At 62.0% G+C, this 23102-nt stretch carries 17 protein-coding genes; 5 read left to right on the forward strand and 12 right to left on the reverse strand.

Features of this window, described 5'->3' with window-relative positions; all coding sequences use genetic code 11:
- The 3 genes from K8U03_01440 to K8U03_01450 all read right to left on the reverse strand — a co-directional run.
- The coding region (locus K8U03_01440; protein MCE9603547.1) for a DNA integrity scanning protein DisA nucleotide-binding domain protein at positions 1-913 on the reverse strand (913 nt) is incomplete at its 3' end.
- Between the two features lie 286 nt (positions 914-1199).
- A complete protein-coding gene (locus tag K8U03_01445; protein MCE9603548.1) occupies positions 1200-3224 on the reverse strand; it encodes a hypothetical protein in 2025 nt (674 codons plus the stop codon).
- 678 nt (positions 3225-3902) lie between these two features.
- Positions 3903-4622, reverse strand: coding sequence for a HEAT repeat domain-containing protein (locus tag K8U03_01450; protein MCE9603549.1), 720 nt, complete (start codon positions 4620-4622; stop codon positions 3903-3905).
- Positions 4623-4905: 283 nt separating this feature from the next.
- On the opposite strand from K8U03_01450, the gene K8U03_01455 reads away from it, so the two are divergent.
- Positions 4906-6102, forward strand: coding sequence for a DUF1570 domain-containing protein (locus K8U03_01455; GenBank protein ID MCE9603550.1), 1197 nt, complete (start codon positions 4906-4908; stop codon positions 6100-6102).
- A gap of 220 nt (positions 6103-6322) precedes the next feature.
- Here the strand turns inward: K8U03_01455 and K8U03_01460 are convergent, their stop codons facing one another.
- Together K8U03_01460 and K8U03_01465 are read right to left on the reverse strand one after the other, a co-directional pair.
- Positions 6323-7852 (reverse strand): hypothetical protein, encoded by a 1530-nt coding sequence (locus K8U03_01460; protein ID MCE9603551.1) that lies wholly within the window; start codon positions 7850-7852, stop codon positions 6323-6325.
- A gap of 645 nt (positions 7853-8497) precedes the next feature.
- Entirely contained in the window at positions 8498-9427 is a 930-nt protein-coding gene (locus tag K8U03_01465; GenBank protein ID MCE9603552.1) for a GNAT family N-acetyltransferase, read from the reverse strand.
- A 159-nt stretch (positions 9428-9586) separates the two neighbouring features.
- Between K8U03_01465 and K8U03_01470 the strand changes: the two genes are divergently transcribed.
- The 4 genes from K8U03_01470 (at position 9587) to K8U03_01485 (ending at position 13145) form a co-directional block, all read left to right on the forward strand.
- Positions 9587-11038 (forward strand): PDZ domain-containing protein, encoded by a 1452-nt coding sequence (locus K8U03_01470; protein MCE9603553.1) that lies wholly within the window; start codon positions 9587-9589, stop codon positions 11036-11038.
- A gap of 24 nt (positions 11039-11062) precedes the next feature.
- Positions 11063-11308, forward strand: coding sequence for a hypothetical protein (locus K8U03_01475; GenBank protein MCE9603554.1), 246 nt, complete (start codon positions 11063-11065; stop codon positions 11306-11308).
- A 181-nt stretch (positions 11309-11489) separates the two neighbouring features.
- Positions 11490-12128: a 1-acyl-sn-glycerol-3-phosphate acyltransferase gene (locus K8U03_01480; GenBank protein MCE9603555.1), complete on the forward strand. Its 639-nt coding sequence runs from the start codon at positions 11490-11492 to the stop codon at positions 12126-12128.
- A 66-nt stretch (positions 12129-12194) separates the two neighbouring features.
- Positions 12195-13145 carry a phosphatidate cytidylyltransferase gene (locus K8U03_01485; protein MCE9603556.1) on the forward strand — a complete coding sequence of 317 codons (951 nt, stop codon included), beginning with the start codon at positions 12195-12197 and terminating at the stop codon, positions 13143-13145.
- A 104-nt stretch (positions 13146-13249) separates the two neighbouring features.
- Here the strand turns inward: K8U03_01485 and K8U03_01490 are convergent, their stop codons facing one another.
- From K8U03_01490 to K8U03_01520, 7 genes are all read right to left on the reverse strand, one after another.
- A complete protein-coding gene (locus tag K8U03_01490; protein ID MCE9603557.1) occupies positions 13250-14536 on the reverse strand; it encodes a hypothetical protein in 1287 nt (428 codons plus the stop codon).
- A 427-nt stretch (positions 14537-14963) separates the two neighbouring features.
- Positions 14964-15404 (reverse strand): (deoxy)nucleoside triphosphate pyrophosphohydrolase, encoded by a 441-nt coding sequence (locus K8U03_01495; GenBank protein MCE9603558.1) that lies wholly within the window; start codon positions 15402-15404, stop codon positions 14964-14966.
- 158 nt (positions 15405-15562) lie between these two features.
- Positions 15563-16399: an enoyl-ACP reductase gene (locus tag K8U03_01500; protein ID MCE9603559.1), complete on the reverse strand. Its 837-nt coding sequence runs from the start codon at positions 16397-16399 to the stop codon at positions 15563-15565.
- A 155-nt stretch (positions 16400-16554) separates the two neighbouring features.
- Positions 16555-17316: a methyltransferase domain-containing protein gene (locus K8U03_01505; protein ID MCE9603560.1), complete on the reverse strand. Its 762-nt coding sequence runs from the start codon at positions 17314-17316 to the stop codon at positions 16555-16557.
- A gap of 97 nt (positions 17317-17413) precedes the next feature.
- Positions 17414-19369 (reverse strand): VWA domain-containing protein, encoded by a 1956-nt coding sequence (locus tag K8U03_01510; GenBank protein MCE9603561.1) that lies wholly within the window; start codon positions 19367-19369, stop codon positions 17414-17416.
- Positions 19369-20277, reverse strand: coding sequence for a DUF58 domain-containing protein (locus K8U03_01515; protein MCE9603562.1), 909 nt, complete (start codon positions 20275-20277; stop codon positions 19369-19371). Before K8U03_01515 ends, K8U03_01510 begins: the two co-directional genes overlap by 1 nt.
- 366 nt (positions 20278-20643) lie before the next feature.
- Positions 20644-23091: a HEAT repeat domain-containing protein gene (locus K8U03_01520; GenBank protein MCE9603563.1), complete on the reverse strand. Its 2448-nt coding sequence runs from the start codon at positions 23089-23091 to the stop codon at positions 20644-20646.
- Positions 23092-23102 lie beyond the last annotated feature (11 nt).

Here is a 23102-nt window from a genome sequence, read left to right on the forward strand (position 1 = left end):
CCGGCGGTTCGTGTTCGTAGTCTTTCCACTTCATCGGCCGGCGGAACGGCTCGATGCGTAGCACGACTTCGCCATTTTGAAAGATACGAACAGTGCCGCTCGATTCGCTCACGGCGACGGCCACGGCTTTGGTCGTGCGACTGATGGCGGCGGCCGCCCAGTGTCGGGCGCCTAAGCCTTTCGAGAGCATGATGTCGGCGGCCGAGGCGTCGACGTATTGCGCGGCGGCTTCCACGGTGCCGTCGCCGGCGACGATGATCGCGCCGTCCATCTGGGCAATCTCTTTGATTCCTTCGCGGACGCGCGAGCTTTTCAAGTTGCGCTCTTTACGGCTGTAACCTTTCACGGGATCGAAGCCGGTGACGTGCGACATTTTGCGCACCTTCACGGAATCGCCGACGACGAAGAACGTGCCGACCGGCTTTCCTTCGCGCCCTTCACGGCCGATTTCCAATGCCAAGTTCACGACCGTTTGCAACGTATCGAGCGGGACGCGGGTGCCGAGTTGTTGCAGGTCGCGCACCGTGAGCCGGCCGAGGTGGTCGTCGAGATCGATCACGCTCATCGAGTCGAGCGAGCCGGCCTCGAAGCCCGAGTAGAGCGCGGCGACACGCGAGCCGGGCGGAACGTGCTCTTCCGAGATCGCCTTCAAAAGCGCTTGCGAGAGTTTGTCGTAGACCGGCATCTCGGTCATTTCGACGAAGACGCAGGTCATGCCGGCAGCCTCGGCCGCGACGATCGACGTCGCCGATTCCAGAGCGACGATCACTTTTTGGCCGTCGGCGACACGGCTGATCGGTTCCCAATCGGCGTGGTCTTCCAAGAGGAGCATAACGGCATCGGCGCCGACCGACTTCGAGAGTCGGACGACTTCGCGGAACATCGTTAGAAACTCTTCGTTGGAACGAACCATCGGCACCTGCCGCCGCGTGAGAAAGGGAACCGTATCGCAGGAGACCGGCGCGAAGGCCGGCAGCGAGAAGACGTCCGAATCGTAGAAGTTTTCACCCTCGTAGGCAACGGGGATTCGCGCTCGGCACGCGAATAAAAAACGGCACGACGGACGACCCGGCTGCGAGCTCCGCCGCGCTTTCGCTCGCATGGCGGCAGGCCGTCAAACGCCGAAGCCGCTGCAGCGGCGGGAGTGCGGGCTCCCGGCGATGCGCGGCCTCGGCTCTTTCAAACGTCGGAAACCTGGCTTAACGCTCTTGCGTCGGGCGTTGGGCGGTCTTCAACGGACGTTTGGTAACGAGTCCTTCGAACGAGCGGAGCGGCCCGCCGAACACGCGTTCGTTGTAGATCTGGAGCGCGTGCAAGGCGTGGCCGAGGTGTCCGATCTCCCATTCGCTGACATCTTCGTTCAGCAAGATATCGGTGACGTACTTCACGGCTTTCACCATCCGCGGATCGCGAAGTTCTTCATCCGAGAGGGAGAACGCCAGCCATTCGAGCGTATGGCCGGTCGTCTGCAGCCGACGGTCGATGTCGCTGCGGGCTTCCTTGCGAACGAACCAAGCGGTGCTGAACGAGCCGTCGGGGTTCTGCAGGCTCCAAGTATATTTATGGTACTGATCGATATACTTTTGCGCTTCGAGATACATGCCCGTGATCGGCTCTTCGCGTTGTTCGCGTTTGCGAACGGCATAGCTCAGGCCCATCAGGCGATGCGTGCCGCCGCAGGCCGCTCCGCGCACCGGTTGCACGATCTCTTCGCGAATCAAGCGATCGAGCGACCACTCTTGGCCTTGGAAGTTGGTCCACGTGGCATCGCTCGGCAAGTAGTGCATCAGGCTGATGAGCTTGAAGGTCAGCTCGGTTCCGGCCTCGCAGTCTTTCTTCTCGGCTTCGATCAGGTCTTCAAGCGTGAACTGCTGGCCGCCGACGTAGAGCGGGTAGTCGCGTTGCAGATACGATTGCGCGAGGATCGCGAGAAACTGACCGGAATGCCCCTGCACGCCCGGCCCTCGGAGCGCGTAGAGTTCTCCTTTGCGAATCGTGAGAATCGGTTGATTCTTGCAGATGCCGCTGAAGCAGAGATGCCCGATCGCAGTCATCGGCTCGCCCCCGGGACCTCCCTTGCGAATCCGCGTGTCGACACCGTAGGCGACGATCGCGTGCATGACTTCCCAAGGGCTTTGATCGCGCGTGTTCAACGTCCAGTTCTGATAATAGAGGGCGAGCGCGGATTGCGTTCGCTTCTTCAATTGCGCCAGTTCCGACGAAAGCGGCACGTCTTGCTGCGACTCGAAGAGCTCTCGCGAGTTGGCGTCGGCCGGCGTGCGACCGATGACCGATTTGTCTCCGGATTCTTCGTCGCTTTCGCGCAACGGAAGGAGTCGGCCCGGCTCGGAAGGATCGCTCGTGCGCACCGGCTTGGAACGTGGGTGGCCGTTGTCCGAAGCGACCGTCGACGGTCGGGTGTCGCGCGATTCGGCATTCTTGGTAACCGCTTTGTCTTTATTATCTTTATTCGGCGCAACCGCATTCGGTGTTACCACGGCCGGGGCGAGTTCTTTCGGCTTCACGACCTGCGGATCGGTCGGACTACGCAGCCCGGCCGCTGGAGCGAGCGGGTTGGAAGAACTCGACACGCTCGGACCTCGCAAGGCCGGCTCATGCCCCCCTTCGGCATCGCGTAGGGCGTTATGAAGCTGCGCCTTCTCAGCGGCCGACGATTCGGTCGTCGTCGATTTGTTCGATGTCGAGTTACTCGATTTCGCCACCGGCGGAGTGAGCAGCGGCGTGGTCTTCGGCTCGGTCGAGGTCGGAGCGACTACGGTCGGCGATGCCAACGTGGGCGCGGCCAAGTCCGCAGGCGTTGCAGCCGGCGCCTTCTTTTCGGTCGACGGTTCCTTGCTCGACTGCGTCTTCGCGGAAGTTGAATCGGCGACGGTCGTCGTTGCCGTCGTCGTCGATTCCGCGGTCGTCGAGGCCGCGGTCGATTCGCTCGCCGCCGGCTTGTGCTTCGGCGGATAGGCCGGATGGACGATCTTGCCGTTCGTCGGCGCAGCGACCGCGGGCTTATGCGCTAAGAGTTCCGGCGCGAGCGTGCTCTTCGCCGGCGTCGCGGCGGTCGTGGACGAAGATTGACGGCGCGACGACGACGGCGCACCGTCGGGCTCGGTCGTAACGATCGACGAGACGATCGGGTCGGCTTGGTCGCGCGGCGGTGATGTGTTCGGCGCGTCGTTTCGTTTTTCGTTGATCGGCTCTTCGGCGTTCACGACCGTGGCAGGGGCAACCTTAGTAATCGCACGTGACAAGCTGCCCGCTTGCGACGTCGTAGTAAGAAGCAGGGCACACAAACTCAAAAAAAGTCTAAAACGGCTGATCTTCATGACCCTGCCTTTTCGCTGGTGAGCTATTCTCAAAGTCGTACGAACAGACTCGCCTGACGCGAAATCCGGTCGTTCGACGTTCGCGCGTCGTGCGCGTCGATGGAACGAGGAACCATTTGCCGGCACGAGGCTAGGGCGGCAGTTTCTTCCCAGCGACGACTTCGACAGTCGCCGAAAACGAAGAATCTCGATCGCCAAGTGCGTAGGAGAGGTATCGTCCCTTTCAGCCGGAATTTGCGTTAGGCTTGGCAAAAGCGGAAGCCTCTCGCTAAAGCACCTAACTTGCCCGCTGCCGGCAATGAAGCGTGCGCTTTATTACCGAGAAGTTACCGGAGAGACGGATTTATCGCTCATGTCGGGCCGGCGAACACGCCGCGTCTCCGACGAACGATGCAGAAAGATGACAAACGGCGCGCGAAGAAAGTGAGAGAAAAAAAGAAATCGTTTCGCTTGCCGCAAGCGTCGGCAACTTAGCGAAAAAAATGAACGGACTCTTCTAGTAAGGAGAGTCTAGCAACGAGAGTGCGAACGAAAAATTTCGCGCGAGTCATTCGCGCCGGCGACTTAGAACAGGTCGAGCTTGGCCCGTTGCGTCACCGAGATTTCGGCCGGCTGGCCTCCCTTCGCGAATTCGCGCCAAGCATTCGCATCGTCGCCGAAATCTTTGCCCGAGATGAGCCGCATCGATTGCACGGCCCGATACTGCAGCGCCGGATCGGGATCTTCCAATGCCGGCGCGAGAGCCGTGATGGCGTCTTGTCCACCGACTTTGCCGAGACATCGAACGGCGGCGAGGCGTACATCGACGCTGGCGTCTTTACGGAGCGCTTCGCTGAGTTGCGGAATCGCTTGCGGCCCGCCGTGCTTGGCCCAGGCCTCGCAGCCGGCGATCCGCACATCGCGGCTCGCGTCCCCCATGCCGGCTTTGATCGTCTCCGCAGCCAGGGGCGATCCGCAAGTCGCGATCGCTTTCAGAATCTCGGCTCGAATCAGGGCGTCGGCTTCGTCGCGATAGGCGTTGGCGTAAATCTCGGCCTTGGCTTGTTGCTCGGCCGGAGGAAGAGTCGACATCACCAGCGCTTCGGCCCGCAGCGCTTCGACGCGCTCCGCCGGAATCTGCCCCTTGTAGGTCTTGTCGACTTCCTTCTTGTCCCAGAAAGTCATGGTTTGCATCCACTCCGGACGGGCCCGCGTGGAGGAGCAACCGGAGTAGATAAGCATGGCACCGGCCGTAAGCGTGGCCGAGATCTTGCCGAGACGTGCGGAAAATTTGAACATAGCCATCGTCGACGCTTGAGCAAGGAGTGGGATGAAGCGAGGGTCGACCGACGACGACGGCCGCGGAAATACATGGCGGCCGGTCGCAGGAAACGAGAGAAATGCGGCGCGGACTATATCAACGCTCGCTCGGCGGGCCAAGGCGAATCGCCGGCGCTCGAATTCAAAAGCCGAAATCGGCGTGTCGCCTGCCGACGACAGCGTCTAGTATGGAAGTTGCCGCCGTAGATGACGCTCACGCTGCCGATGCCGGCAAGCGATCGATCCACGCCTTGCAAAATATCGATCCATGATGAGTTTGCCACGCGCACCCCAGCTTTCGCCACACCGCTTAGCGCCGGCAGCTTTTACGCTGCTGGGCCTCCTGCTGCTGGGACTCGTGCTGTCGTGTCTTGCGGCATCGCCGGCTGCGGCGATGGACCGGGTTCGTATGAAGCGCGAAGGGATCGAGCAGGAGCTCGTCGGCCGTGTGATCGAGAAAGCGGAAGACGGCGGGCTTCTGTTCGAAACGCGTGAAGGAACTCTTTGGACCGTGCCGCCGGAAGAGCAGCTCGGCACCTCGAACGATTCCGAACCGTTTGCGCCGTACCCTGCGGACAAGCTTGCCGAGTTGATGCTCAAGGAGCTTCCGCCGGGCTTCGAGACGTACCAGACCAAGCACTACCTGATCTGCTTCAACACCTCACGCGCCTATGCGCAGTGGTGCGGAAGCTTGTTCGAGCGCCTCTATCAGGGCTTCGGCAACTATTGGAGCAACCGTGGTTTCGAGCCACGAGATTCCGATCGGTTGTTGGTCGCGGTCGTGTTTGCCGATCGGACGTCGTATGCTCGTTATGCGCGGCGCGAGCTCGGCGACGGAGTCGATTCGATCATCGGCTACTACAGCCTCAAGACCGATCGAATGACGATGTACGACCTGACCGGCACGGCCGGCACGACGGGCGAGCGCGGTTCGGCGGCGCAGATCACGCAGACGCTGTCGCGGCCCGAGGCGTTTAAGACCGTCGCGACGATCGTCCACGAAGCGACGCATCAGATCGTGTTCAACTGCGGCATGCATCGCCGTTACGCGGACATACCGCTTTGGCTCAGCGAAGGGATGGCCGTGTACTTCGAGTCGCCCGACCTCGACGGCGGCAACAAAGGCTGGCGCACGATCGGGAAGGTCAACACGCCCCGGCTGCTCGCCTTTCGCCAATACCTTAGAACGCGCCCGAAAGATTCGTTGGCGTCGTTGTTGAAGGAAGACGCTCGGATGCGCAATCCGCAACTCGCGGGCAACGCCTACGCCGAAGCCTGGGCCTTGAACTACTTCCTCATCAACGTGAAAGCGAAGCAGTATCAAGAATACATGCAGGTGCTCGCCAAGAAGACACCGCTCGTCTGGGACACACCGGAAGCACGCCTAGCGCAGTTCGAGCAATCGTTCGGCAGTCTCGACGCGCTGGATAAAGAATTCGTGCGGTATATGCAGCGTTTGAAATAGGGGTCAGGGGGCGGAGGTCAGGGGGCAGTTTAGGAAAGTAGTAGGCACGTTCCACGTGCCGTAACCACGTGTCGTACGGAAGCGCCGCAAGAGATCGCATCTCGCTCGTCAAGTACGCGAGATCGACGATCGGTCGTCATCGCGATGCCCATCGGCTACGGCACGCGGAGCGTGCCTGCAACGTTGTAGGCACGCTCCGCGTGCCGTAACTGACCACTGGTCACCGACCACCGGCCACTACTACCCCAGCAACGTCTGCTCGACGCGGCGGAGCGCTTCGTCGAAGCGGCATCTTCCGCCGACCGTGGGCAAGGCTTCGTCCGAGGCGAGCGGGGTGCCGTAAGGCCCCCGGTAACATCGAAGCGGCAACCCGCGGCGCGATGCGTGAAACGCTCGGCATCCGCTGCGTCGGCTGAGGCTCTATCCCAGCAACGTCTGCTCGACGCGCCGTAGCGCTTCTTCGAAGGGCGAGTGCCCGATCGATCGGTTGGCGGAAGGCGTGCGCGGCGGCCAACAGTCGCTTGAGCGCGCCGTTCAACTCGCGGGCATGGCAGGAGAAGTTGGCGGCGATGAACTCGCGCACGTCGTCGGCAAGCGTCATCCCGAGCTTCGCGGCCATCCGGCCGGTGATGCCGAGCCGCGTTTGCATGTCGGGCGTTTCGATGCCGACGACCAGTCCGCCGGCGATGCGGTTGCGCAACTCAGGGCCGAGGAACCCGAGGTCGGCCGGCGGGCGATCTGCCGCGAACACGATCTGTCGCCCGTCGTGCTGGATGGCGTCGAACGTATGGACGAGCTCGACGAGCGTGGCCCGTTTGCCGGCGAGGAATTGCAGATCGTCGATGATCAACAGATGCAGACCGCGGAACTTACGGCGGAAGCTCGGCAGGCCGGTGCCGTGCAGCGAGTCGAGGAACGACGTCGTGAACTGTTCGGCGGAGAGTAGCGCGGTCTGGGCATCGGGATGGCGACGACGAACGTCCGCGATCATCGCTTCGAGCAGATGCGTCTTTCCGACACCCGTCGGTCCATGCACGACGAGCGGCGAAATGCTGCCGAGCCGTTCGGCACAACCGAGCGTCGAGGCATACGCCAACCGATTGGACGAGCCGACGACGAACTCGTCGAATTGTGCGAGGCGGCGCGGCGCGGTCGGACGTTGCGGCTTCGCAGGTGTAGCGATGTTCGCTACCGCGTGGTCGGTGCTGGGCGACGGCGGCACGGCCACCGCATCCTCGGCGATGTTGCGCATCAGTCGGGCAGCGGCCCGTTCCGCAAGATCGCCGATCGCCGTGCGAGCGAGGTCCGGATCGCGGCCGTCGATCGGGCGAGCGCCGCTCGTCGACGCAGCCGGGTTCCCTTCCGACAAGAAGCCGGTGAAGGAATGCTGTACGAACTTGGGGTGAGATTCTTCGGCCGGCTTCGCGGCATCGACGGGCTTCGCTGCCTTGCCGTGTTTGCCGGGCTTGGCCGTCGCGTCGCTCCGGCGGTTCGCCAACTGCTTATCGACTTCGAACGCGACCGAGATTTGCGGCCCGATCGTTTCGCGAGCGGCCGCTTCGAGATGCGCTCGGAAATTGTTACGGAGCCAATCTTGGAGAAACGTATTCGCGGTCGACACGATGAGCCGGTCGCCGTCGATTCGGAAGCCGGTCGACGAAGCGAACCACATGTCGTACCGCTCGGCACCGACGCGCTCGGCGAGCGCATGGCGTAGTGCGGACACGATCTCCTTATCGTCGATGGTCACTTCCTGCATTCCCCTAGCGCCTCATGCTTGGAACGAATCCCAGTCGAACCGGTTGCCCGAGGTCCGAAGCATCCGGCTCGTCGTACGAATCTTGCGTAGCGACGAACGGAGTCTTTCGGCTCGAGGCGGTGCTGCACGCTCTCCGCGCGCAGACCGACCTCCGGAATCGAACTTGGTTACCGCGTCTTGCTCCTCAAACCATCCGGCTCACGACCGCGGCAAACATCGTCCAACGAGGGCGTACGATATCGGCTCGGCAGGGAGAGTGCGAAGCGTCTGCTTTCGAGACAGAGGCAGCTTCGAGGCATCACGCGCAAAACCGTTAAAGTCAATGCTTTGCGTAATGTTTTTCGAAGTCTTCGCTCGCACTTCGGTTGTCACCCGAGGAAGGGATTGTACGCCTGCCGGCACCGCTGTCAAAGCGCTAGACCCAGGCCGGCCGAGCGATCGCGAGAACGAAAATATTCGGGCCCGTTTTTCCCGGCGGATCAAGCAACCCGTCGCGCAATCCGACGGAAAAATTTTCTTTCCATCAGCATCGACGACCGCGTGGAAAACGTGTCGGGTCGAAGCCTTGCGATTTCATCGTTCGCGCGGCGAGGAATTCGCAAAGGCTTAGCCCTCCGCGAGTTGCCGATTCACGAGTCAGTTTTCGGTCGGGGTCGTGAGCGGCTTGATAAAAGCAGTGCGCTTTTCCCAAGGCAAAAACCCGACCCGCTCGTAGGCTTCGGCGGCGGGCAGATTCGTCGAATCGACGGCCAACACAACCCGCGCACGACCGATACTCGCGGCGATGCGTAAACTTTCTCGCGCGACGACGGCCCCCCAAGCTCGGCCGCGCGCCTCGGGCACTAAGCCCATGTACACCAACTCGACTTGGTCTTGCTCGGCATGCTCGGCCAAGATGAGGCAGCCGACGTCGCGGCCGTCGTTCACGACGAACCGCCACAACCGCGAGCCGCCGACGCCGGCGACTTCATATTCGTCGAGCATCTCGCGGCCGGTGCGCAGACCGTTGAGGGCCGGGCAATCGAGCGTGTCGACGTACGATCGCTCGACGATGCCGGCCATGCGTGTGCGCTCCGTCTCGTTGTCGACGAACGCTTCGAAAACGATCGGCGAATCGCTTTCGCCGGCGAGCGCTGGATCGACGTCGATCGTCTCGCCGACTAAGTAGGTGAGTTCGGCGAGGTGCAGGAAGCCGGCCGCGCGGAGTGCTTCGGCCTCGCCGCAATCGCCGGAGATCAGCAAGCTCTGCGCAAGCGTACAGCCGCGCGCGGCGAGCGCTGCCGTCAGTTTATCGAGCAGCGCAATGGAAAGCTCCGGCGAGGTCGGAGTCGCCGTTGTGGAGACCTCGCCCGCGCTGCGCCATTGCGGCGGCCACACGAGCGCCGCGCCGCCGGGACGCAGCTGCCCCCAAGCCGCGCCGACGGTCGCGCCGGCGTCGTCGGCGACTCGCCACAACTCACCCCAGCCGGCCGGATCGGTTTCTGCTTCCAGTAGCGTAGCCGGCATCAGAACCTCGGCCGCGTCGTTCGGAAGTCCGCATAAGACGAGCCCTAAAGCTTCTTTCAAGAGGCTCCGCTTCAGTTCCGGGCCGAGGCGCTCGATAGAATAAGATGGGTGCATAACCGGCAGGATACGCGATTTCTTCCCAGTCGTCAGGGTCGGTGCCTATAATCGGGTCGCTTCACGAGTTGTTTTAACACCGTCGCTCGTCTTCAAGAGGCAGTTATGTCGCTGCGAACTTTTTCGGGTCTGTTGCTGTTAGCCGTTGCCGGCACCACCGGCGTCGCCGACGCTCAGCAAGCGCTGGAGAATCTCGAAAAGCAACTCGCGCAACCTCCCGTGGAAACCGCAGCGGCGGAAGAGCCGGGCTACTTGGGGATCATCGCCGACGATCGTGAAACCCAAGGACGGGGTATCCGCTTAATCGATGTCTTAACTTCCGGCCCTGCCGCCAAGGCCGGTCTGCAGACAGGCGACACCATTACGAGCATCGACGGCGTGGCCGTGAAATCCCTCGACGACATGGCGAAGGTCATGGTCGGGCGGATCGTCGGCGAAGAAGTTTCGTTCGTAGCGACGCGCGGCATCGAGGCCGTGCGGGTCGATGTCGTGCTAACGCGACGTCCGCCTCCGGAAGAACGCCGCTTCAACAACTTCGGGCGGATCGGCGATCCGACCACCGAGATCATCACGCCGAACGACATTCCGCCGACCGTCGTGAAAACCGCGCCGCAAGCCTCGCGCATCGTGCCGGGAGTGATGCCTGCCGTTCCGGCGCGAGGCATTCCCCATCCGAGTGCGCCGGGCGTACCTTCGGCCGATGCGCTTCCTCCGCCGGAAGTCATCTCCAACATTCCGCAAGCCCAACGCCCGAGCGTTGCGCCGCCGATCGCCGTGGCGAGCCGCCTCGGACATTCCGGCGCTCCGACCACGATTCAAGCCACGCCCGCCATCCCTCCGGCGAACACTTTGCGACCGGGGACGCCGCTCACGATCGATCCGAATTCTCCGGCTGCCGCGGCACTGCGAACCGGCTTGCTCGGCATCCGCACGACGCGCGTCACGCCTGAGTTGCAACTGGCGATGAACTTGCCCGAGCCGCGCGGTGCGCTGGTGATCGAAGTTCGTCCCGACTCACCGGCGAAGTTCGCCGGCATTCCGATCGACGCCGTGATCGTGGCTGCCGATGCGAAGCGGATCGACGGCCCGAACGATCTCTCGAATCTCGTTGCCGAGCGTGGCCCTGGAGCCGAAGTTCGGCTGTCGTACTATCGCTACGGGCAACTGTATGAGAAGACGGTGAAGTTGCTCGCGCCGCCGCCGGTCGTGGTGGCCGATGTCGTGGCCGGCGATCCGAGCTTAGCTCCGAAACTCGCTCCGAAAGCAGTCGAAGTTCCCGGCCCCGGGCCCGGCAGAATGGAGCCGTCGTTCGGCCTGCCGCCGACGACCGTTCCCACGGCCGTAGCGCCCCCTTCGACGAAGCCCTCGCCGACGACCCTTCCGCCGATCGCACCTTCGACGCCCGCAACGGGCCCGACGCTCGCGCCGGTGTCCGCACCGACGGTTGCCAAAGCACCGACCTCGGAATCGGAAGCGGCACAGATTCGCAAACAGATCCGTGATCTCGAAGCGCAGTTGAAGGCGCTCGAGAAACGCTTGCCGCCGGAAACGAAATAGTTGTCGGCAGGGATTCCACTAAGCGTGTTCGGCATTCTCCTGTTCGGCGAAGTCGCCGACGTCGACCCGCACGGCCTCAAGCTGTGGCTCGTGTTCATTGCCGTCTGGGTGACGTTCTGGGCCACGGTCGGCGGCATCGTTTGCCATAAGCTCAAGCGGCGCGGCCTGCAAGGAGCGCTCCTCGGCGCGGGGCTCGCCGTCATCGGGATCATGCTCGTGCTGTTGCAGGAAGATCCCCCGACCGATCCCCCGCAACAAGCCCCCACGTAACTCGAAAAACGGGGCAAAATCAGGGGCGTTTTCGCTCGTTTCGCCCGATTCTCCGGCCTATCCGCGCGACGAAGACTAGTCGGCCGGCAGTCTCGCAGGCTACTATTGCAAGCTTACCGGAAGCTCGGCGGCGAAAGTCCGAGAGTTCGCCGACTTACGAAACGTTCCTGACGCGGTACGCATGCTCGACGCGCTTACGAGAAAGACGGTGCAAGCCTCGGCCCGAGCGCTGCTCGTCGGCTTCGCTCGCCTCATCAGCGGCGCGAGCGTGCGATACATCAATTGCCAGCCCGACACGAACCAACGAATCTACTTTGCGAACCACACGAGCCATCTCGACGCGATCGTCATCTGGGCCCTGCTGCCGCCGCGCGTGCGCGTCCTTACGCGCCCGGTCGCCGCGCGCGATTATTGGGACAAAGGTCGGCTGCGGCGATACCTTGCCAACGAGGTGTTTCCCGCGCTGCTGATCGATCGACAGAATATCAAAGTTCATCAAAGCCCGGTCGATATGATGCTCCGCGAAATCGGCGATAAGTATTCTTTGATCGTTTTTCCCGAGGGACATCGCAACACCGGCTCCGAAATCGACGAGTTCAAAAGCGGGCTCTACTACTTGGCGAAGAAGCGGCCCGACCTGGAACTGGTGCCGGTGCATATCGACAATCTGAATCGAGTGCTGCCGCGCGGCGAGTTTCTGCCGGTGCCGCTGTTGAGTTGCGTGACGTTCGGCGCGCCGATCTGGCTCGAAGCCGGCGAACCGAAGACGAAGTTTTTGCTGCGGGCTCGTGAGGCAGTGAGGAAGTTGAAGGAAGTGTAGGGAACGCAGAAGTTAGAATGCTTGCGATTATGCGGAAGTTAGTTCAGCAGTTTGCACAGAGACCTTATGACGATCGACGGACCGGCTTTCTGGATCTTCACGACGCTGTTGATGGTGCTCACCGCCGCAACCGTGGTCGGCCAACTGCTGCGCCGGCAGAACGAGATCGGCGTCAATCCGGCCGTCGTCGAGCAACTCAACCTACGGGTCCGCTCTTGGTGGATGCTGACGGCGATGCTCGCCGTCGGCTTTCTGATCAGCGCCGATGCGACCGTCGCGCTCTTCGGCTTGTTGTCGTTTTGGGCTCTGCGCGAATTCATCACGCTCACGCCGACGCGCATCGCCGATCATCGGACTTTGTTCTGGGTCTTCTTCGTCTTCACGCCGTTGCAGTTCTATCTCGTCGCCACGGACCAGTACGAGGTCTACAGCATTCTGATTCCGGTTTACGCGTTCCTCTTCATTCCGGCCCGCATCGCGTTGGCCGGCGATTTCAAACGCTATCTCGAACGCTGCACCACGATCCAAACCGGCTTGATGATCTGCGTCTACTGTTTGAGCTACGCTCCGGCGATGCTCAGCCTGAAGTTCGGCTCGGACTATAATCCGTTTTTGCTGTTGCTCTTCTTCTTCATCATCGTGGCCTTGAGCGATGCCTTTCACTACGTCTGCGAAAAGCTGATGGGGAAGCATCTCATCGCTCCGGCGATCAGCCAGAACAAGACTTGGGAAGGGTTCCTCGGCGGGCTCGGCTGCGCAAGCCTCGGGGGCATGGCGCTCTATTGGGCCAGCCCGTTCCGCGCCCCGCAAGCGGCGATGATGGCCGCGCTGATCTCGGCGATGGGCTACTGCGGCGGCCTGACGATGTCGGCGATTAAGCGCGACCGGGGCGTGAAAGACTACGGCACGCTCCTCGTCGGCCACAGCGGCGTGCTCGACCGCATCGACTCGATCTGCTTCGCCGCCCCGGTGTTCTATCACGTCACGAAGTATCTCGTGACGCAGAACCTGACGTAGCAGGAAGGGGTCGGGGGCCAGGATTCGGGGGTCAGCGGATTCATTCAATAGCCCGGGGTGCATACCCCGGGGAGTCTCAGCGCCGCGTCTATCCAGCACCGTCCCTATCGACGCATCACCCCGCTCGAGAGCCCGGCATCGAACAGCGGTGCCGCAGCGGGAACGCTTTGCGGCTGCGCGCCGCTGGAATAAGCCGAGACCGGTTGTTCGGCTCCCTTGGCCCATTGCAGGACGATCTGCTTCGGCGTCTCGGGCGATTGCGGTCGGCTCGCGCCTCCTTGGATCGGGCCGCTCGGAACCGTTGCCATAGCGTTGACGATCCCCGAGCTCGGCGTGACCGGCACCATGTGCCCCGCACTGACGACCGCTGAGTTCAAGGGTGCCGCCGGCTGTTTCGCCGCTTGTTGTATCGCGTCGGTGTCGTTCGCCAGAGCGATGCCGCTCGACGGCGCTACCTGATGAACGAGGTTCGGTGTCGGGCGCTCACGCTTACGATTCGAAGCGGCGGTCGAGGTCCATTGAAACATCGGTGCCGGAGGCGCGGCTGGTGCGCTCGTCACCAAGTTCGCCGGAGCCGGGGCCGTCGGAATGATGTTCGCTTGCGCTACGAGCGCCGGTTGCGATGTTGCGACCGAAGCCGCGACCGAAGTTTGTTGCAGCGGCGGGCTGCCGGTGCGAACCCAATCGAGCCACGTGGTCTGCAGCGTGCGGAGATCGGCGAAGCCGTAATGGGCGTTGACGGTGCGGACCCAGTTTTCGTCCTGCAAGCCGTCGGCGACGAATTGTAAAAACTTCCGTTTGCCCCCTTGGGCGATGAAGTAGCTCGCGAGCGAATGGCCTTGCGCATACAGAGGCAAGACGTCGGCCGGATATTCCTTCATCGCAAACATCGAGCTGAACGAAATGCCGCGACCGGTCTTGAGAAACTGAATCAGCATTTGCTGCTGCTTGGTTCGCTCGGAAGAATGCTCGACCGTGGTACATGCCCCTTCGTCGGCCCAGCGCGGCAGCGGCTGACGGAAGTGCGTGGCGAAGATCGTGTGCGTGACTTCGTGCGGCAGCACCGAGTCGAGAATCCGTTCGAGCGAGCCTTGAATCGTCATTTGCCAACCGAAGACTTCGCCCCGATCGAAGACGAAGCTGGTCGCGCCGCCGGCGCCGAGCTTGTCGCCGACTTGCACCGTGATCGGGCAGGGTTGACCCCAACTCGGCAACTCTTCGCCGAGCCATTCCACGGCGATCTCGCTGCGAAAGCGTTCGGCCGAATCGCCGACTTGTTTCGCGACCGCTTGCGTCGGCGCGTTGACGATGAAGTTTTGCGTTCGGTAACTCGCGCCGAGAAAGATCGGCAGACAGGCGCAAAGCGCCCAGCGAATCGTACGAGCTTCCATGCTCCATTCCCCGTGAGTTCGATGTCTCTGCGAGTGCCCGCGGCGAGGATCCTTCCTCGCATCCATGCACTCGTTCGCAATCCGCTAAGCAAACTTCGGACCAAAAGACTTCTCGTGCGCTGCTTCGACCTTCACCCTGCGCGATTCGAAGTCATCGAAGATGGCTCCGAACTCGCCGAATAGGCCGCTTACGACTCTACGCGGCCCGAGGTTTTTCGGTTCGCATTTCATCCGGCCGCTTCCAAGCGACCGTTTGACTGCAGCCCCGATTTTGTAAGCCTTTCAAAAATACTCGACATTCCTTCACGAACCTAGACCGAAATGCCGACATGCCGTCGCAAGGAAGCGTGCCCAGCGACGACGACGAAACGGATTCACTCGCGATCGCGTTGCCGCGTCGAAGTTTACGAAGACGCACTGCACGGCGCTATTGCGCCGGCTGCGGTAAACCATGTGCGGGAGAGCGCCGCGCTTCAGCATTGCCGGCAAGCAGCGTCAGCAAGCCGGCGTTGGCGGCAGGGAATTCGTAAGCGCCGAGCTCGCTGGGCGCGACCCAACGATAACCGGCGGCAATCGCCGAGACGGCAGCCGGATCGGCGAGCGTGCAAGCGAAGAAGAACAGTCGCACGCGGTCGTGGTCGTATTGCTGCACGACCTCGGGATACGCCGCGCCGACGCGAACGCGAACTCCCGTCTCTTCAAGGCATTCGCGCTCCGCCGCTGCGGCCGGCGATTCGCCCGCTTCGACCTTCCCGCCGGGGAATTCCCACAAGCCGGCTAACGGCTTCCCCTCGGGCCGACGCCCGATGAGCAATTTCCCCTCGTGCTCGACCACGGCGATCGCAATCGGCACGGGGGAAATCGGCATTGCGCTGTTTCCTTGCGAGGAAATCAAAGAATGTGACATCGTTGCGCGAGCGAGTGCCGTCGCCTCGCTTGCGGGTTCGCGAACGCGCGACGTCGGAGCTTCCGCGAAACCGCAAGCGGTGTTGCGGTCCCGCGACGGGAAGATCCGACGCGCGAGGGCTACTTCTTTTCGAGTTGCCCCTTGGCGGCATCGAGCAGCCGGCCGGGGGAGCCCATGATGTTGTAGCCGCCGTCGAGATGGAGGATTTCGCCGGTGATGCCGTTGGACATCTCGGAGAGGAGGAACGCTCCGGTCCGGCCGACTTCTTCGTGCGTGATGTTGCGTCCGAGCGGGGCCATCATCTTGTAGAGCGTTTGCATGTCGTCGACGCCGGCCGCGCTTCCGGCGAGCGTGCGCACCGGGCCCGCACTCACGGCGTTGACCCGAATGCCGCGTGGGCCGAGATCGTAAGCGAGATACTTCACGATGCTGTCGAGCGCCGCCTTGCAAATGCCCATCACGTTGTAACCCGGCACCGCTTTCTCGCCGCCGAAATACGTGAGCGTGACGATCGAAGCGTTGTCGTTGAGCACCGCGCGGGCTTCTCTGGCGACCGCGATCAAGCTGAACGCCGAGATTTCCATCGCGAGGTTGAAGCCGTCGCGGCTGGTCTCGATCGTATCTTTCTTGAGATCGTCGAGCTTGGCGAAGGCCACGGCGTGGACGAGGAAGTCGATCTTGCCGAACTCGGCGGCGGTCGTCTGCATCACCGCTTGAATCTGGTCGTCTTTCTGCACGTCGAGCGGGATCAAGAACTTCGCTTGAGCCGGATATTTGTCAGTGCATTTCGAGACGCGCAGCCGGTTCTTCTTCTTCTCGTCGTCGGGCCGATCGGGGAGGTGGGTGAAGCCGCAGGTGCCTCCTTCGGCCATGATGAACTCCGCGATGGCCCACGCAAGCGAGCGATCGTTGGCGACTCCGATGATCAGCCCCTTCTTACCGTCGAACAAACCCATGACCTCGGCCCTTTCATGCGTGCGAAAACCAAGACTCGGCGTCTCTTGCGAGAGCCCGCAAGATAACGGTTCGACGGCGTTCGATAAAGCCGGGCTGCAAAGAGAAGGGAGGAGTTTTCGGCGCGCGGAAGCGCCGAAAGGCCGCGAAAAGGGGGCTAGACCGCTTTATTCGCGGTGCGCACCATCTCGACGCAAATGCCGCCGGCTCGCAAGAGCTTGTGCATGCGCGTGAACCAAAGCTCGCGGTTCCAATGCAGCCCCATCTCTTCGCAAACTCGATGCAGATCGCGGCGATTGTAGGTGCGGCAGCACCAGAAGCGGCTCGTGAACGCACCGGAGAAGCTGTCTTCGGTCGCCAACAACAGCATCCTGCCCCCCGGCACCATCACGCGGGCCAGTTCGGCCAAGCCGGGCCTAGGGTCGGGAAGATGTTCGAGCACGTAGCCGCATGTGACGCAATCGAAGCTGCCGTCGGCAAACGGAAGATGCGTCAGATCGGCGACGAGATTGCACGGGATCTCGCTCTTCAGCCGGTTGCGAGCGCGACGCAACATCTCGAACGAAATGTCGAAGCACGTGATCGAAGCGTCGGGATCGGCGTACTTCAATAGATGCTTCGAGATCTGACCGGCACCGCTGCCGACATCGAGAATGCTTTTACAACCGGCGAGATCGAATTTGCGTTGCCGGAAAAGACGGTCGCCGAGCGCGAGATGGAGCGAAAGAAAACTTGCGGTCGTCAGCAACGCCCCTTGAGGTCCGTCGTACTTGCCGCGCACGGCATCGCGGTATTCCTTATAGCTGACTTTGTTCATCAGCTTATGCTCGACGAACTCGTTCAGAATCTTGGGCGTCTTCGGCCGCGACTTAACGCTGTAAGACGAATCCGGCGATAGAGGACTCTTCTTCAGACTCATGCTCGATACCCCACGACCGGACGTTTGCCCTCGCGCCGTTCTTAACGAATCTCCCCACGCGGTGCGGCGGCCTATCGAGCCGGCATTCGGAGGAGCGTTACAAGCTTGCGCGTCTACCGTAGATATACCACTCCGCCAGAAGCAAAACCAGCGCGAGGAGGAGAAACGGCTTCCAACCTTCGAGCCGAGTTTCCTCCCAATCGGACTTTCCGACGATTTCTTCTTGCCCAACCCGCAATGTCGGCTGATCGGCGACGGAAATATTCGATTCTCGCGAGTCGAACAAATTGACGGCGAAAGCCCGTCGCATCCGCTCGCCGTCGACGACGCGGTAGGGGCCGACCTGGTTCGTCGCGTAGAACGAAAAGTCTCCTTGCGGGCTTCGTTGCAGAGCGGTGCGGCTGCCGTCCGGGGCGACGATCGTCGCCTTGTCGAGCGCTTCGAGGCGGAACCGGAGCGTTTGCCCCGGCTTCGTCGACTCGGCCGCCGCTCCGCGCCGATCGCGGCCGAAGTATTGCACCGTGTTGAGCACGAACTGCTCGAAGCCGCCGCCGTCGACGAGCGGCCAATTCGTCAGCGGCGCGCCCTCGGCATTGAACATCGCGAAGCCGAGGACCGCATCTTCGTAGGCGTCGCGCGGCGCGACGACGGCCAGCGTCCCGCGGTCCGAGTCGATGAGCATCTGAGTGCCCGAGGGTCCGGTCGGCGGCGCACCTTCGGCAATCAGCACCTCGCCGAGCACGACGTTCTGCATCAACGGATGCGTCCGCGCGACATCGATCACTTGCGGCAGATCGACCAGGGGAGCGGAGCGCCAAGCATCGCCCGGCGGAAGCGTGCCGAGATAGAGAGTCGAGCAAGGAGGCGCCGCGGCCGGCCGGCAACGGTCGAAGACTACGAGGTCGATCGTTCCCGAATCGACGAGCGAGCGATAGTCGGGCGTTTCGAGAAACGCCGGCGGCTTCGTCACGGCCGTACACCATCGCAGAGCTTCCTCGGTAACGAGCGCCGCCTCGAGATACCGATTGCCCGGCGATACCAACAGCACTTGCGTTTTATGCGGCGGCGCGAGCACGCCCCAAGCCTTATCGTCGACGGCCAACTCATCGTCGACCAGCAAGCGCAATTCCCAGACGCCGTCCGCTGCTTGCGGGATCGTGAAGAGGACATCTTTCTGCGAGCTCGAGTTGATCGTGATCCGCTGCGCATCGACGAGCCGATCGGCCGTGCGTAGTTCGACATCGACGGTTCGTTCGCCGGCGTCGAAGTTCTTAAGCTTGGCGAGCGCTTGAGCGGAGTCGCTCTTCTCGGCGCTGCGCGTAATCACGAACTGGACGATGCCGATGTTTTTCGTCGTCGACAAGCCGATCGGAATGAAAACCGGTTCGAGATTCTCAAGCGACACGTTTTCGATCGGGGGAAAGTTTCCGTCGCTCGCGATGAAGACTTGCGTCCGTCGAGCATCGTCAGCGGGAGCGTCGCCGGCGCTCGGCGTAGGACCGGCTCGTCCGGCGCAAATGCGGAGTGCTTCGTCGAGCGACGTCGCTTGATTCGTCGGGCCGATTTCAGCGACCGCTCTACGCAACCGTTCGCGGCTATCGGTAAACGCTTGCTCGACCCGCACGCCGTCGGCAAAGCTCACGACCATGCCCGTATCGCCGGAGTTCATGCGCTCGATCAAGCTCGTAATCCTGCGCTTCGCTTCGTCCAGCCGCGTCGGGCGGACGTCGTCGGCCGACATGCTCGCCGAATTATCGACGAGAAAGATATAACGTCCGCCGCGCAAGGCCGACCCCTGCCAGGTAGGACGAAGCAGCGCGAGCGCCGCGAGCGCGATCAGCAATAATTGCAGGAGCAACAACAGGCTCCGCCGCAACCGCTGCCACAACGCGTTGACGCGATGATCTTCGACCGTGCGCCGCCAGAGATACGTGCTCGGCACGGAGACCGGCTTGCGGCGCATCTTCAAAAAGTAGAGCGCCAGAATCGCCGCGGCCGCCGCCGGCGGAATCGCCCATTGCCACCACGACAGGCCGGCGATTGCTCCTTCCATCAGCCCACCAATCCTTGGCGGCGAAGCGTTTCGGCGACGACCCGCTCGATCGGCGTTTCGTTGTCGATGAAGAGGTAGCCTAGCGCCCGCCGCGCGCAGAACTCGCGCACTTCGGCGAGGTAGGTTTGCAGCGTGCGATCGTAAGCCTTCAGCAGAGTTTCGCCGGCTGTGATCTCGGTCGCTTGCTCGTCTTCGCAATCGATCAAACGCAAATCGCCGACGACGTCGGGCCGGATCTCTTCCCGGCTCAAAATGTGAATGACGTAAGCATCCATGCGCCGCGCCGCCAAAAAGCGGAGCGCCGCTTCATAGCCCTGCTTGTCCATCAAGTCGGTCACGAGCAGCGCGATGCCTCGGCCCGTGTTGCGCAGGCCGAAATTCTTCACCCCTTCCAGGAGCGAGGTCTTTTCGTTGCCGGCGAGATCGTCGAGATAGCGAAACATCCGCCAGGCGTTTTGCCTGCCGCGCCACACCGGGCCGGGACGACGCAGGCTTTGCCCCAGCGTTTCGATGCGCACGCGATGCGAGCGAATGAGCCCGATGAAGGCGAGCGCCGCCGTGATTTGCTTGGCGACTCGGAGTTTCGTCGGATCGCCGAATTCCATCGACGGGCTGTTGTCGATCAAAGCGTAGAAGTGCAGGTCTTCTTCTTCGAGAAACAACTTGACGAAGAGTTTTTCCAGCCGTGCGAAGATGTTCCAATCGACGAACCGGAGATCGTCTCCTTGGGCATAGTTGCGGAAATCGGCGAACTCGACGCTCCGCCCTTTGCGCGTGCTGCGGCGTTCTCCTTTCATCCGTCCTTGAAACACTTTCCGGCTCAAGAGGTCGAGCGTCTCCAATTTCGCCAACATTTCCGACGACAGAAGCGGTGCGGAAGCCGGCGTGGAAGGGGCGGTGCTCGACATGGAAATCGGCGGTCGTGGTCACAGGGGTGCGGATCGGCATGAGCCGCGCACGGAAAGCTTCCCCTCGATTCTCAACCGCCGCTCGACCGCCGACAAGCCTCATCGCCGCAGAGTCGCGCTTTTTGAAATCGCGATTTTCCGCGACGTCTGCTATAACCGACTTCAGCGCATTCACGCTCCGATCGAGTTGTTCGATCGGCCCTCAAATCAAAAGGAGTTCGTCATGGGTAAGGGAAACAACAGCCAGAAGAACGACAAGAAGTCGAAGAAGCCGAAGCAAGACAAGAAGGCCGCACCGAAGCCGGGCGGCAAGTAAATCGGCCTCGATGCAAGCGAACTGCGACGCGGCTTTCGTGCGAAGTGTCGTTAGCGACCCGCCGATTGCCGCAGCAGTTCGTTTATTTGCGGATACTTCGTTCGCGCCGCCGGATCGACGGCGAGCAGCACTTCGAGAAAAGTGCGGGCCTGATCCATTTGGCCCGAGCGAACCGCACGCTCGGCATATTGCACGAGCAGCCCCGAGCTTTGCGGCGCGAGCTTGCAAAGGCGCGTGAGAGCTTCGGCCGCGGCGGTGAAGCGATTGAGCCCGAGCAGTGCGAACGCTTGATATTGCATCGCTTCGACGTTGTTCGGATCGTTCTTAATGCAACTCTCGAAATGAGCGAGGGCCTCGCCTAGGCGCGTTCCTCGGGGGTCGCGGAGCAACAGCCAACCGAGCTCGTAATCGGTGTCGGCGAGCAGTTGCTTGGTCTCTTGTTCCGGTTGGTCGAGCTTCGGGATCATGGCCAAGGCTTGCCGCAAAAGCTTTTCCGCGGCTTCGTCTTTGTTGATGAGATCTTGGAGAGCCGCATAGTTGCGAACTGCCGGCAAGTAAGCCGGATTCAGTCGCAGCGCTTTCTGAAACTCCGCTTCGGCGAGCTCGGCATACTTCATCTCTTCGGTCGACCTCAGCAAGTTGGTGTAAGCGGTGCCGATTCCGGTGTGCGGCTCCGCTCGATCGGCGGCCGCGGATTGGCCCGCGATCCATTCTTGGAACACGTCTTGAAACTTCTCGCGAAGTTCCCGCGGCGAGTCGGCAACGGGAGGGGCTCGCGTCAAGACTTTTGCCGCTTCCGTGCGGACGTTCCGAATCGGATCGTCGAGGGTTCTTAAGAGCAGCGATCGGAACGGCCGTAGTTGCTGATCGCTCCGTTGCTCGATCGCATGGATCGCCGCGACACGCACCAGCGGATCGCGGTCGGCCGCGGCTTTCTCGAGCGCTTGGCGTGCGGCGTCGTCGTCGTAGCCGGCCAACAGCGCGACGGCGCCGGCGCGCACGATCGGCCCGACGGCCGCGGCACGTTCCTCGGTCGTGAGGGTCGGCTTGGCTTTGGCTAAGTCGATCAAACCTGCCGCGGCATGCGGGTCGTGCCGCCGGCCGGCTTCCAAGGCCTCGCCGTAGTGCTTGCTCTCGCTGCGCTTCGGGCCGTACCATTCGACGACCTTCGCCATCAACCAGTCGACCGACTCTTCCGGTTTCTTATGGCAGTTGCCGCAAGCGTTCGGAGTGCCGAGCTTCTTCGTCAGGTCCGGCCGAGGAATGCGAATGCTATGGTCGCGGCGCGGGTCGACCTCCATGTAGATCGTTTCCGGCATGTGGCACTCGACGCATTTCGCGCCGGTCGAATCGAACTTGTGATGATGGTGCGTCGGCGTATCGTACTTCGCCGGGATGTGGCATTGCGTACAGAGCGCATTGCCCGGGAACTTGGGTTTCAGGCTGTGTGGATCGTGGCAGTTGGAGCACCGCACCCCTTCGCGAAACATCCGGCTCTGCAAGAACGAACCGTATTCGTAAAGCTCTTCCCGAATCTGACCGTCGGCATGATAGAGATTGCCGTCGAGCATCGAGGGCTCGTAATGGTCGTGGTAGTTGCGGCCGGGGCGGTAGTCGCCATGCACGATATGATGCCGCGCATGGCATTGCGCGCAGGTTTCGATTTCGGCGAGCGTGTCGGGAGATTTGAGATTGTTCAGCGCGTAGCTATGGAAATGGCGAGGGTCGTTGAAACCCAAGGTCGAGCCCGCACGGGCCACGTGTTCGCCGGCCGGGCCGTGGCAGGCCTCGCAACTGACGTCGATCTCGGCGAACGTCGTGTGGTAGGTGTTCGTCGCGAGATCGTATTTCCTTTGTAGATCGGTGCTGTGGCACTCGGCGCACATGTAGTTCCAGTTTTGGCCGCCGCCGGTCCAATGCAGCCAGTCGCCGGCTGGGAACTTGCGCGTCGGATAGAGATGAAACCAGCGGTGCTTCTGCGTGTCCCAAGCGATCGAAAGAACTTGCACCCGATTGCCGGGCAGCTCGATCTCTTGTCCCTGCGGATTGCGAACCGTTTTCTTGTCGGGAAACTCGACCATGTACTGCTGCAAAGGATCGACACCGAAGACGTACTTCACTTCGAACGTCTCCAAGGCGCCGGTCGGGCCGTCGGTGGTGACGAAGAATTTCTCGCCGCGGCGAAAGAACTTCGAGGTGATCCCGTGCGCCGTGAATTCTTGATCGTCGAACGCTTTCGGGTCGACGACCGTCGCGCTCGTGGCGAGATCCATCGCGAGGTCGTGGTGCGAGCCGGTCCACTTCTGCGTTTCCGCCGAATGGCAAGCGGCGCAGGAATTGCGCCCGATGAACGAAGCGGTGTAGGTCTGCGAGCGCTCCGTGGCCTGGTATGACCAGGAGCCGAACCCAAGCGAGGCGCCGAGCAATGCGAACGCGAGGAAGATGCGGAACCAGCGGCGACGGCGAGTCGCGGCGGAGTTCAGGGGAATCGGCTTCATACGGCCGGCCG

It is taken from the genome of Planctomycetia bacterium, from assembly GCA_021413845.1.
Classification (GTDB): domain Bacteria; phylum Planctomycetota; class Planctomycetia; order Pirellulales; family PNKZ01; genus PNKZ01.